At 68.8% G+C, this 12,173-nt stretch carries 10 protein-coding genes and 2 tRNA genes; 7 read left to right on the top strand and 5 right to left on the bottom strand.

Annotation, left to right across the window (positions count from 1 at the left end):
* Positions 1 to 19 precede the first annotated feature (19 nt).
* The gene (locus ACIQAK_RS03920) at positions 20 to 1,255 is read right to left on the bottom strand and encodes a GNAT family N-acetyltransferase (protein ID WP_366387916.1); all 1,236 of its coding nucleotides are present in this window, start codon (positions 1,253 to 1,255) and stop codon (positions 20 to 22) included.
* A gap of 104 nt (positions 1,256 to 1,359) precedes the next feature.
* Between ACIQAK_RS03920 and ACIQAK_RS03915 the strand changes: the two genes are divergently transcribed.
* A complete protein-coding gene (locus tag ACIQAK_RS03915) occupies positions 1,360 to 2,505 on the top strand; it encodes a PP2C family protein-serine/threonine phosphatase (protein WP_366387917.1) in 1,146 nt (381 codons plus the stop codon).
* A 154-nt stretch (positions 2,506 to 2,659) separates the two neighbouring features.
* On the opposite strand, the gene ACIQAK_RS03910 is transcribed toward ACIQAK_RS03915, so the two are convergent.
* Both ACIQAK_RS03910 and ACIQAK_RS03905 read right to left on the bottom strand, forming a co-directional pair.
* Positions 2,660 to 3,844 (bottom strand): cation:proton antiporter, encoded by a 1,185-nt coding sequence (locus ACIQAK_RS03910; RefSeq protein ID WP_366387918.1) that lies wholly within the window; start codon positions 3,842 to 3,844, stop codon positions 2,660 to 2,662.
* Positions 3,845 to 4,131: 287 nt separating this feature from the next.
* Positions 4,132 to 5,292 carry an acyltransferase family protein gene (locus ACIQAK_RS03905; RefSeq protein WP_366387919.1) on the bottom strand — a complete coding sequence of 387 codons (1,161 nt, stop codon included), beginning with the start codon at positions 5,290 to 5,292 and terminating at the stop codon, positions 4,132 to 4,134.
* Between the two features lie 447 nt (positions 5,293 to 5,739).
* On the opposite strand from ACIQAK_RS03905, the gene ACIQAK_RS03900 reads away from it, so the two are divergent.
* On the top strand, positions 5,740 to 5,934 hold the full coding sequence (locus tag ACIQAK_RS03900; RefSeq protein ID WP_026241379.1) for a hypothetical protein: 195 nt from the start codon (positions 5,740 to 5,742) through the stop codon (positions 5,932 to 5,934).
* Between the two features lie 108 nt (positions 5,935 to 6,042).
* Here the strand turns inward: ACIQAK_RS03900 and ACIQAK_RS03895 are convergent.
* Positions 6,043 to 6,116 (bottom strand) — tRNA-Gly (locus tag ACIQAK_RS03895).
* A gap of 167 nt (positions 6,117 to 6,283) precedes the next feature.
* On the opposite strand from ACIQAK_RS03895, the gene ACIQAK_RS03890 reads away from it, so the two are divergent.
* From ACIQAK_RS03890 to clpX, 5 genes are all read left to right on the top strand, one after another.
* Positions 6,284 to 6,360 (top strand) — tRNA-Pro (locus ACIQAK_RS03890).
* Between the two features lie 150 nt (positions 6,361 to 6,510).
* On the top strand, positions 6,511 to 7,890 hold the full coding sequence (gene tig, locus ACIQAK_RS03885) for a trigger factor (RefSeq protein WP_366387920.1): 1,380 nt from the start codon (positions 6,511 to 6,513) through the stop codon (positions 7,888 to 7,890).
* 298 nt (positions 7,891 to 8,188) lie between these two features.
* Positions 8,189 to 8,794 (top strand): ATP-dependent Clp protease proteolytic subunit, encoded by a 606-nt coding sequence (locus ACIQAK_RS03880; protein ID WP_366388587.1) that lies wholly within the window; start codon positions 8,189 to 8,191, stop codon positions 8,792 to 8,794.
* 79 nt (positions 8,795 to 8,873) lie between these two features.
* On the top strand, positions 8,874 to 9,557 hold the full coding sequence (locus ACIQAK_RS03875; RefSeq protein ID WP_366387921.1) for an ATP-dependent Clp protease proteolytic subunit: 684 nt from the start codon (positions 8,874 to 8,876) through the stop codon (positions 9,555 to 9,557).
* Positions 9,558 to 9,714: 157 nt separating this feature from the next.
* Complete coding sequence (clpX, locus tag ACIQAK_RS03870; protein ID WP_366387922.1) at positions 9,715 to 11,016, top strand: ATP-dependent Clp protease ATP-binding subunit ClpX; 1,302 nt, start codon at positions 9,715 to 9,717, stop codon at positions 11,014 to 11,016.
* A 72-nt stretch (positions 11,017 to 11,088) separates the two neighbouring features.
* Here the strand turns inward: clpX and ACIQAK_RS03865 are convergent, their stop codons facing one another.
* On the bottom strand, positions 11,089 to 12,111 hold the full coding sequence (locus tag ACIQAK_RS03865) for a hypothetical protein (RefSeq protein ID WP_366387923.1): 1,023 nt from the start codon (positions 12,109 to 12,111) through the stop codon (positions 11,089 to 11,091).
* Positions 12,112 to 12,173: the final 62 nt, after the last annotated feature.

Here is a 12,173-nt window from a genome sequence, read left to right as displayed (position 1 = left end):
CCAGGACATCCCGTACGGCTCAGAACCCGTGCGGCAGCCACGGCTCCACGTGCCAGGAGAACGCCGACGAGACCTCCGCCACCGCTCCCGGCCGCACCTCGCGCACCCGCCCCGCCGCCGCCAGCGAGGTGAACGACACCCCGCCCAGGTAGGCGGCGCCCAGCTCCCGAACCGACAGCTCCAGATCCGGCGCGCGATCCGGCGCACGCCGGCACGAGGCACCGCCCTTCGCGTCCGCCACCAGGTGCCAGCGCCCCGCGTTCCACGGGCAGAAGGCGTCCTCCACCTCCAGCACCACATCCACCGGCGTGCGGTAGGCGCGCGCCTCCAGCGCCGCCCCCACCTCCACCAGCCGTACGTGGAGCGCGTCCTGCACCCGCGCCTCGCACCGCCGCACATCCGAGACCAGATGCATCAGCGGCTCGTCCACCGGCCGCCCGCCCGCCTCCACGGACGACATCAGGTCGATGCCGAACAGGAACCGCCACAGCGCCGCGTACGACGCCGCGTCCAGCGCCCCCAGATCCCGCAGCGCCACCGTCCCCTTCGGCCCCGCCCGGTCCCAGTCGGGCCGCGTCCGGAAGGTGGCGTACCCCGTCACCTCGCCGCCCCGCTCGGCGAGCACGCACTGCAACGCGGAGGCGCCCGCCCGGTCCTTCTCGGTGTCGATCACCGCGGCCTGCTCCCACTTCGGCTGCCGCACGGGCGTGCCCGGACGCTCCGCGGCGAGCCGCCCGTACACCTCCTCGCAGGCGGGCAGGGCCGCCACCGGATCGGTGTACCGCACCCGCACCTCGTCCGTGCCCGGCGGCAGGTCGAGCCGCACCCGGTCGGTGTCGACCTCCAGGCTCAGCGCCCGGGTCGCGGACCCGTAGCCGAAGCGCCCGTAGATGGCCGGTTCCGACGCGGTCAGCACGGCGAGCGGCTCGCCCCAGGAACGTACGTCGTCCAACTGGCGCCGCATCATCGTCCGCAGCAGCCCGCGCCGCCGGTGCGTCCCCGCGACGCTCACCGCCGTCACCCCCGCCGTGTCCACCGCCGTCCCGCCGGGCACGGTCAGCCGGAAGCTGTACGCCCCGGCCGTACCGACGCAGGTCTGCCCGTCCCAGAGCCCGATCGACCGGTCGTACTCGGTCAGGTCATGCCAGAGTTCGCGTGACTCCGGAGCACTCAGCGCGCCCCCGAACGCACGCTCCAGACAGGCGAACCAGAGGTCCCATTCAGCGGGTCGCAGCACACGGGGTTCTGAGGTCATGACCCATCCCTACCAGGCGGAGCGGAAGCGGACGACTCGATTTCGCCTCCCTGGTCCCGGGGTCCCCCTGCACCGGAGGCGTCCGGGTGGATAGGGTCCCGGCAATGGCCCGTCGCGGAGGAGTGGACGACTTCTGGGCCCGGTGGCGCAGATCGATGCACCGGGCCCGCATCGGGCTGCGCAGATCCGGGGTGGACTACTTCCGGGGCGACGGCTCCGACTGGATCGCGCTGGCCGGTCTGCTGCTGACGATCCCGGCCATCACGTTCGCCACCGTCTCCAGCCCCGTCTGGATCGACCCGGCCGCCCTCGCCCTGCCCATCGTCGCGGGCGGCCTCCTGCTGCGCCCCGCCAGCCTGCTCGGCCTGTACGCCGCGGCGGCCGCCGCCCTGATCGTGGAGGCGCTCACCCTGGGCCCGTACGCGGACGGCCCGGCCAGGGTCACCCCCGGCACCGTGCTGGTGGTCGCCGCCTGCGGGTTCTTCGGGCTGGTCCTCGCCCAGTTCCGGGCCCGGGTCGGCGTGCCCTGGCGGCGCGGCGGGACGATGCTCTTCGACCTGCGCGAACGCATCCGGGTCCAGAGCTCCCTGCCCCGGCTGTCCCAGGGCTGGCACCGCGAGATGGCCCTGCGCCCGGCCGGCGGCCAGTCCTTCTCCGGGGACTTCGTCGTGGCGGCCCGCACCCACGGCGGCCGGACCCTGGAGGTCGTCCTCACCGACGTCTCCGGCAAGGGCATGGACGCGGGCTCCCGCGCCCTGCTGCTCTCCGGGGCCTTCGGCGGGCTGCTCGGTTCGCTGCCGCCGCACGCCTTCCTCGCCGCGGCCAACGGCTACCTGCTGCGGCAGGACTGGGACGAGGGGTTCGCCACCTCGATCCACCTGGTGCTGGACCTGGACTCCGGCGACTACGAGATCTTCTCGGCCGGCCACCCGCCCGCCCTCCAACTGCACGCCGGCACCGGCCACTGGGAGGAGAAGTCCGGGGAGGGCCCGCTGCTCGGCGTCTACGACGGGGCCGAGTTCGGCGCGGTGAAGGGTTCACTGGCGCCGGGGGACGTGCTGATGCTCTTCACGGACGGCCTGGTGGAGGCGTCCGACCGGGACATCGCCGAGGGCATCGACCGGTTGACGGGCGAGGCCGACCGCTATGTCGCCACCGGCTTCGAAGGCGCGGCCTGGCACCTGATCGAGGCCTGCGCCAAGGACGTCAACGACGACCGGGCGCTCCTGCTGCTCTCGCGCCGGTCCTGAGAGCCCGGTCCATCCGGCTTGTCGTCAACGGAAGAGGCGCCCATCACCCGTGAGTGGTCATGTGGTGATCGTCACCCATGGGCACGCACGAAGGCGCCTCTCCGCTTCCGTCCGGACCGGCACCGGTCCTGTTCCCACCGGCACCGGGTCCCGTTCAGACCGACGCCGGAATCCGGTCCTGATCCTGGTCGTTGTCCCTGCCACGTCCTACGGGGAGGATCCTGGCGAGCCAGTGCGAGCGTCCGGCCGCCAGCGGGGCGAGGACGGCGAGCAGCAGCACATAGCCGGCGATGAACAGCGAGAGCCGCTCGTCCAGTCCGGATGCCGCCGCCATGGTGGCCAGGATGAGCGCGAACTCGCCCCGGGCCACCAGCGTGGTGGCGATGTTGGCGGTGGCCTGCGCGCCGAAGCCGTACACCCTGGGGGCGGCGAGCCCCGCGGCCACGTTCATAGCGAGCGTCAGGACGACGGCCGCCAGCACCGGCCAGAAGACGCTCAGCAGGTCGCCCGGGTCGATGGAGAGGCCGAAGGCGAAGAAGAAGATCGCGCCGAACGCGTCCCGCAGCGGGTGGACGAGCTGGAGAATGCGTTCGCCGGACGTGGTCGAGCCGAGCATCAGGCCGACCATGAAGGCACCGATCGCGTCGGCGACGCCGAACATCGAGGAGACTCCGGCGACGAAGACCGCGGCACCGAGGAAGGAGATGACGAGCAGCTCGTCGTCCTTGGTGTTCATCAGCTTGCCGATGAGCTTCGTCCCGAACCGGGCGGCCAGGGCGAGCAGCAGCAGGAAGCCGAAGGCCTTGCCGCCGTCGACGAGCATCGCCGAGAGGCTGTCCGCACCGGACAGGATCGGCTGGAGAGCTGCCAGATGGAGGGCGAGGAAGACGTCCTCCACGACGATGATGCCGAGGATCGGCCGGGTCTCCGGGTTACCGATGCGCCCCAGGTCCACCAGGATCTTGGTGACGATGGCGGACGAGGATATGCCGAGGACACCGGCGAGGACCAGCGCCTCCGATGTGTCCCAGCCCAGCGCGAAACCGAATCCGAGACCGGCGTCCACGTTCAGGACCAGATAGGTCCCTCCCGCGAGGGCCATCTTCCGGCCGCCCGTCCTGAGGTCGTCCGTGTGGAAATCGAGCCCCAGGTAGAAGAGCAGGAGGACGAGTCCCAGCGCGGAGAGCATCTCCAGATCGTGCGGGTCGGAGAGAAGCGTGTATCCGGGGGTGTGGGGGCCGAGGAGGATCCCGGCCAGGATGAACAGGGGGATCGTCGGCAGCCCGATGCGGCCGCCGAGGCGGGCGAGGACGGCGGCGGCCAGGAAGGCGCCGCACATGGCGAGGAGGGTGTCTGCGTGTCCGATGGGCCTGTTCCTTCGGGTAGGTCACGAGAGCGTCAAGAGGTCGTCAAGAAGGCGTCAACAAACCATCAGTAATTAGTTTTCCGAAAGATTGACTCTGTAACTATGAGTCCGTCAAGTTGTCAGCTTTTGTCTGTTTGAGCTGCTGTGGCCGCGTGTGCGGGGGATCACCCGGAGACCGAAAGGATTCGGCCAACCCGGAAACGCGCTGATCCACCCGCGGCTGTCGCCGGGGTGGATCAGGAGACGGGGAGGAGGCCGGTTCAACGCTTCGCGGGGGCCTTCCGGAACGCCCACTTCATATCCGGTTCGGTGGCGAACTTCAGGGCCCGGCCCACCGGCGGGGAGCACAGGAGCGTCACCGCGATCGCGGCCACGGCCGAGACGACGACCAGGCCGACGGGGTCGGAGAGCCAGGTGTGCCGGTCGAACAGGCCTGTGTACACAGCGCCCTTGATCAGGAAGCCGTGCAGCAGGTAGCCGCAGATCGTCCCGGCGCCCAGGACCGTGAACCACATGTGCCTGCGCGGCACCCAGGCCAGGAAGCCGATGGTGAGCACCAGGGCGCAGCCGATCATCGCCGGTGTCATCACCGCACCGGACCACCACGGAGCGTCCATCTCCTGGGCGCTGTTGGCACGGTAGAGCCAGCCGAGCTGCATGCGCGGGGCGATCCAGTAGGCGAACACCAGGGCGCCCGCGAAGAGCGGCAGGGACAGCAGCCGCACCTCGCGGCGCCGGACCAGCTGGAAGTGCTCGGGCTTCATCAGCAGGCCGAGGACGAAGAACGGCAGGAACTGGAAGACCCGTTGGAGGTCCAGGTCGTCGCCGATGTCGGGGGAGACCGAGGCCAGCACGGCGATGGCGAGGGCCACCGGCAGCGGGTGGCGCAGCGTGTGCCAGAGGGGCGTGGTGACCCGCCAGATGAACAGGGCGATCAGGAACCACGTGAGGTACAGCGGATCAGCCAGGCTGATCGAGGTGTCGGGCGCGTCGTCCACGTACCGCTTGAAGAGCGAATAGGCCGTCTCGAACAGCACGTACGGCACGGCGACACCGGTGATCAGGCGCTTCACCTTCGGCGCCGACATGTCGAACGTGCGGGAGAAGTAGCCGGAGATGAGGATGAAGGCCGGCATGTGGAACGTGTACACGACCATGTAGAGCGCCCGGGTGGCCCGGCTGCCGTCCATCACCGGTTCCCAGGCGTGCGCCATCGCCACCAGGACGATGGCCAGATACTTCACGTTGTCGAAGTAGGGATCGCGCCGCTTCGCCGCCGGGGAGGCCGGGGCGCCGGCCGCGCGGGCGCCCCGCTCAGTGGCGGGGCGCGGGGCGGTGAGCGTCTGCTCGCGTCTGGGCTCCGACTCCCGGGTCACCGGGGGGAGCGAGGCCCTTGTGAATAGGCTCGGAGCTGGGAACATCCAAGGCACCTTAGACCCGTAGATTGCCTTGCGTAAAACCACGATGAGATATCACGCGTTCCCCGCTGTTCGCTGATGAAACAGTCGAACACTGACCGATATGACACCCTTGATCCTGCTTAAATAGGGCATATCGACAGGGAGTTGGGCGAGTGAATTACGTTGCACCACACGTCTCCCATTACCTGTGAACAACCTGTGGGGATATGGAGACGATCGCTTGGCCGAGGGGTGAGCGAATATGCGGTCGAGCGGATTTCGCGGCGGAAGCGCGATGCGGTCGGCGTGGAGCCCCCGTGAGCTGGGCAGGATGGCGGGATCCGGCCAGTGCGATCCGTCACCCGGCAGCAGATACCGGGGAGTTGGTGGCACGATGGACGCGACGGGGCGCGCAGTGGAGCACGTTTCCGGGCCGGCAAGGCGGACCGACCGAGGGTGTGATCAGACGTGGCTATTTCACTGTCTATGGTGCTGCTGTTCGCGGTCATCCTGGTGGTGCTGATCCGCGGGGGCTCCATCAAGCCCGGGCCCGCGCTCGTCGCCGTGCTCTTCGGCTTCTTCCTGGCATCGACCGGCATGGCGCCGTCGATCAACAGGTTCATGAACTCGATAGCGGACACGATCAACCAGATCAGCTTCTGAGTACGGCCGCGTCCGCCACGCGGCCGTGCATGAGAGGCCCGTACACGCAAGAGCCCCCGTACACGCAAGAGGCCCGGTCCGACGAAGATGTCGGACCGGGCCCAGGCGTGGAGCGGGCGACGGGAATCGAACCCGCGTAGCTAGTTTGGAAGACTAGGGCTCTACCATTGAGCTACGCCCGCGAGCACCGCACCGCAGGTCCGGGGACCGCGGCACGAAGAGCATCGTAGCGGGTCGGCGGTGGTGTCCGCACACCTGGTGGTGCCGGCCGCCGGACCGCGGCCCCCCGGCCGCCCCGTAAAGAGGCCGACGCACGGCTGTGGGGCATGTACCCTACGTGTCGCACCGACGGGGTGTGGCGCAGCTTGGTAGCGCGTCCGCTTTGGGAGCGGAAGGTCGTCGGTTCGAATCCGGCCACCCCGACCACCAGCAAGATCGCATTGTGGGAGTCCTCCCCCTTGCCGTTACTATGCAAATTGCGTGCCCGTGTGTCTGATGTACCGGGCTCGGTCCGCGAAGCCGCCACTCGGCGGCCCAGCAGAACCCCAAGAAGTCAGCCACCAAGGAGACCGAACCGTGAAGAGCGCCGTGGAGACCCTGAACCCGACTCGGGTTCGGCTCAGCATCGAGGTGCCCTTCGAGGAGCTCAAGGACAGCCTCGACGCGGCGTACAAGAAGATCAACCAGCAGGTCACGGTGAAGGGCTTCCGCAAGGGCAAGATCCCCGCCCGGGTCATCGACCAGCGGTTCGGCCGCGGTGCTGTGCTGGAGGAGGCCGTCAACGACGCCCTCCCGAAGTTCTACACCGAGGCGGTCAACGAGGGTGAGCTGAACGTCCTCGGCCAGCCCGAGGTCGACATCACCGAGCTGAAGGACGGCGAGCTGCTGGCCTTCACCGCCGAGGTTGACGTACGCCCCGAGATCGAGATCCCGGACTACTCCGGCATCGAGGTCACCGTCGACGCCCTCGAGGTCACCGACGAAGAGGTCGAGAAGGCCGTGGAGCAGCTCCGCGAGCGCTTCGCCTCCACCAACCCGGTCGAGCGCGCCGCCGCCGACGGCGACGTCGTCACGATCGACCTGGAGGCCAAGGTCGACGGTGAGGTCCTGGAGGACGGCGTGGCCGCGGGTGTCTCGTACACCATCGGTTCCGGCGAGCTCCTCGACGGCATCGACGAGGCCGTGACCGGCCTGGAGGCCGGTGGCGAGGCCACCTTCACCTCCGAGCTGAAGGGCGGCTCCGCCGAGGGCAAGGCCGCGGAGGTCACCGTCAAGGTCACCGCCGTCGCCGCCCGCGAGCTCCCCGAGCTGGACGACGACTTCGCCCAGATGGCCAGCGAGTTCGACACGCTGGAGGAGCTGAAGGCCGACAGCCGCAAGCGCCTGGAGACCACCAAGCAGTACGACCAGGCCACCCAGGCCCAGGAGCGCGTCCTGGAGGAGCTGCTGAAGCTCGCCGAGGTCCCGATCCCGGAGAAGCTGCTCGCGGACGAGGTCCAGACCCGCAAGCACAACCTGGAGCACCACCAGCTCGGTCAGATGGGCCTCGACCTCGAGAAGTACCTCGAGATCCAGGGCAAGACCCTGGAGGAGTTCGAGAACGAGACCTCCGAGCAGGCCGTCAAGGGCATCAAGACCCAGTTCATCCTCGACGAGCTGGTCAACAAGGAGAAGCTGAACGTCAACCAGGAGGAGCTCACCGAGCACCTCATGCGGCGCGCGGCCTCCTCCGGCATGAGCCCCGACCAGTTCGCCCAGGCCGTCGTCGAGGGCGGCCAGGTGCCGATGCTCGTCGGCGAGGTCGCCCGCGGCAAGGCGCTCGCCGTCGTCGTCGAGGCCGCCAAGGTCGTCGACACCAACGGTGAGGTCGTCGACCTCGAGGACGACGAGGAAGAGACCACGGAGACGGCCGAGGCCGCCACCGAGGACAAGGCCGAGGAGAAGAACGAGGCCTGAGCCTCGCCCTGATCCGCACGGCGGCCACGCGCTGACCGGCACGACGGGCCCCGTACGCGCCACGCGTCCGGGGCCCGTCGCCGTATCCCGTCGCATCGCTGTGCGGCCCCGGAACCCCTGTGCCCACGGCGGACCTTGCGCTCCCAGCGAACAGTTGCGGAACCGGGATGGCGTTGTCCCACCTGCGCGTTAGGGTCCATGAAGAGGAAGGGTGGGGGAGTCCCTCACCCGCCCGGTACGAAGACGCTGAGACGGCCGGAGCCGTCAGAGACGAGCAGGTGGATACGTGACGAATCTGATGCCCTACGCCGCCGGAGAGCCGTCCCTCGGTGGAGGCCTCGGTGACCAGGTCTACAGCCGACTGCTCGGCGAGCGCATCATCTTCCTCGGTCAGCAGGTCGACGATGACATCGCCAACAAGATCACCGCACAGCTCCTGCTCCTTGCCGCCGACCCGGACAAGGACATCTACCTCTACATCAACAGCCCCGGTGGCTCCGTGACGGCGGGCATGGCGGTCTACGACACCATGCAGTACATCCCGAACGACGTGGTCACCATCGGGATGGGCATGGCGGCCTCGATGGGCCAGTTCCTGCTCACCGGCGGCACCGCGGGCAAGCGCTTCGCGCTCCCCAACACCGACATCCTCATGCACCAGGGCTCGGCCGGCATCGGCGGCACGGCCTCGGACATCAAGATCCAGGCCCAGTACCTGCTCCGCACCAAGACGCGGATGGCGGAGATCACCGCCCGCCACTCCGGCCAGAGTGTCGAGACGATCATCCGCGACGGCGACCGCGACCGCTGGTACACGGCGGAGGAGGCCAAGGACTACGGCCTCATCGACGAGATCATCACGTTCGCGTCGGGCATCCCGGGCGGCGGCGGCACCGGTGCCTGATCCGGTCCCCACCGGACCGGCAGCACCTCCCGCACACCTCTCGTACGCCGAGACCCCCAGCCCACAGAACGCCACCAGGATGGTGAACACCCACATGAACAACTTCTCCGGCGCCTCCGCGAGCGGCCTCTACACCGGCCCGCAGGTGGACAACCGCTACATCGTCCCGCGCTTCGTGGAGCGCACCTCGCAGGGTGTGCGTGAGTACGACCCGTACGCGAAGCTCTTCGAGGAGCGCGTGATCTTCCTCGGCGTCCAGATCGACGACGCCTCGGCCAACGACGTCATGGCGCAGCTGCTCTGCCTGGAGTCGATGGACCCGGACCGCGACATCTCGATCTACATCAACAGCCCCGGCGGCTCGTTCACCGCGCTCACCGCGATCTACGACACGATGCAGTTCGTGAAGCCGGACATCCAGACGGTCTGCATGGGCCAGGCCGCCTCCGCCGCCGCCGTCCTGCTCGCCGCCGGCACGCCGGGCAAGCGCATGGCGCTCCCGCACGCCCGCGTCCTCATCCACCAGCCGTCCTCGCAGACGGGCCGTGAGCAGCTCTCCGACCTGGAGATCGCGGCCAACGAGATCCTCCGCATGCGGACGCAGTTGGAGGAGATGCTGGCCCGGCACTCGACCACCCCGCTGGAGAAGATCAGCGAGGACATCGAGCGTGACAAGATCCTCACGGCCGAGGACGCCCTGGCGTACGGGCTCGTGGACCAGATCGTGTCCACCCGCAAGACCGCTGCGGGCGCATCGCTCTGACGTCGGTCTTTCCCCTTGGCACATTCCGTTTGCACCGTCTCGGCCGTGTGAACCGTGCCAAGGGGGGCCCGAACGGGGGCCCAGGCAAGGTACCGTCGGATAGAGGCACCAGGAGCCGCTGAACCAGGCGGTCTCCCAGGCGAAGGGGAAGCACCTCGTGGCACGCATCGGTGATGGCGGCGACCTGCTCAAGTGCTCGTTCTGTGGCAAGAGCCAGAAGCAGGTGAAGAAGCTCATCGCGGGACCCGGTGTGTACATCTGCGACGAGTGCATCGATCTCTGCAACGAGATCATCGAGGAAGAGCTCGCGGAGACGAGCGAGGTCCGCTGGGAAGAGCTTCCCAAGCCCCGCGAGATCTACGAGTTCCTCGAGGGGTATGTCGTCGGGCAGGAGCCCGCGAAGAAGGCCCTCTCGGTCGCGGTGTACAACCACTACAAGCGGGTCCAGGCCGGGGAGAACGGCGGCGGTGCCGGTCGTGAGGACGCGATCGAGCTCGCCAAGTCGAACATCCTGCTGCTGGGCCCCACCGGCTCCGGCAAGACGCTCCTCGCGCAGACGCTGGCCCGGATGCTCAACGTCCCGTTCGCCATCGCCGACGCGACGGCGCTGACGGAGGCCGGCTATGTCGGCGAGGACGTCGAGAACATCCTGCTGAAGCTGATCCAGGCCGCCGACTACGACGTCAAGAAGGCCGAGACCGGGATCATCTACATCGACGAGATCGACAAGGTCGCCCGCAAGAGCGAGAACCCGTCGATCACCCGCGATGTCTCCGGCGAGGGTGTCCAGCAGGCCCTGCTGAAGATCCTGGAGGGCACCACCGCCTCCGTGCCGCCGCAGGGCGGACGCAAGCACCCGCACCAGGAGTTCATCCAGATCGACACGACGAACGTGCTGTTCATCGTGGGCGGCGCCTTCTCCGGACTGGAGAAGATCATCGAGTCCCGGGCCGGCGCCAAGGGCATCGGGTTCGGCGCCACGATCCGCTCCAAGCTGGAGATCCAGGCGAGCGACCAGTTCCAGGAGGTCATGCCGGAGGACCTGGTGAAGTTCGGGATGATCCCCGAGTTCATCGGCCGTCTCCCCGTGCTGACCTCGGTCCACAACCTGGACCGCGAGGCGCTGCTCCAGATCCTCATCGAGCCGCGCAACGCCCTGGTCAAGCAGTACCAGCGGCTGTTCGAACTCGACGGCGTGGAGCTGGAGTTCGAGCGCGAGGCACTGGAGGCCATCGCCGACCAGGCGATCCTGCGCCAGACCGGCGCGCGCGGCCTGCGCGCCATCATGGAGGAAGTCCTCCAGTCCGTGATGTACGAGGTCCCGTCCCGCAAGGACGTCGCCCGCGTCGTCATCACACCGGACGTCGTCCGCAACCACGTCAACCCGACGCTGGTCCCGCGCGAGCCGCGCACGATCGGCAAGAACGACGGCGGCGGCCGCCACGAGAAGTCCGCCTAGCCGCAGGCGAGTCGCTCACGCCGAAGGGGCGCCCACCGGTCGACCGGTGGGCGCCCCTTCGGGGTTCGGGCGTCAGATCTTGGTGCGCGAGGTGTTGTAGAGCTTGGCGGCCAGGGCGGCCACGTCCTCCTGCGGCATGGACTTCCCCGTCAGTGCCGAGCCGATGTCCACCGCGACGACGATGCCCACCGTGCTGTAGTCGGCCCAGATGCAGACCGGCGTGACGATCTCCTTCGGCCCCTTCGCCGGGGTGCCGTCGGCCTCGTCGTTGATCGTCTTGAGCTCCTGGCACCTCATCAGGGCGCCGTCGAAACCGGCCGGCTTCATGTCCTTGGGGCTGCCGACCAGGGCGACCTTCTCACCGTCGGAGTCCTCCGCCATGCTCTTCTCGGCTTCGCTGAAAGCCTTGTCGAGGGTCGCCTCCGGGTCCGACACCTCGCCCCAGATGCCCTGCAGGAGCAGCATCTTCTGGGCGAGGGGATTGTCCTTGGTGCCGCTCATGTACTGCGCGGCCGCCTCGTTGGGGTTCTTGATCCCCATCGCCTCGGCCTCGGCCTTGTCCTTGCCGCTGATCGGACCGGACGGCTTCTTCTTGGACGGGTCCTGCTTGTAGTCGTCCACCGAGGCGGCGGGCGTCAGCTTGTAGCCCTTGGTCGAGTCGGCCACATCACTGCTGCCGCCGCCCGCCGTGAAGAAGTACACCCCGCCCGCGATGACCGCCAGCGCCACCACCGAGACGGCCACGATCAGTCCGGTCTTCTTCTTCGGCTGCGGCGGCTGGGCGCCGTACACCGGCTGGCCGCCGTACGGAGGAGCCGGCGGCTGCTGGCCGTACGGGCCGGGCTGCTGGGGCTGCGGGTAGCCGTAGCCGGGCTGACCCGGGGGAGGGGTGCCGTAACCGGGCTGACCCTGCGGCGGCGCACCGTAGGGGCCCGGCTGCTGCGGCGGGACGCCCGGAGGGTCCTGCTGGGGGTAGCCGTAGCCGGGCCGGCCCTGCGGCGGCGGGCCGCCGTACGGTCCGGGCTGCTGGCCGTACGGTCCGCTCTGGCCCTGCGGCGGCTGCCCACCGTACGGGCCCGGCTGGTTGTAGCTCATTGCGGTGTCCCCTCCAGAATTCCTCGTGCGTTGCGAACATCCTGACGGAAGCCGCCGTGACA

It is taken from the genome of Streptomyces sp. NPDC088706 (assembly GCF_044752765.1).
Taxonomy (GTDB): Bacteria; Actinomycetota; Actinomycetes; order Streptomycetales; family Streptomycetaceae; genus Streptomyces.
The sequence above is the reverse complement of the archived record's forward strand: the minus strand, read 5'-3'. Positions and strand labels throughout refer to the sequence as shown.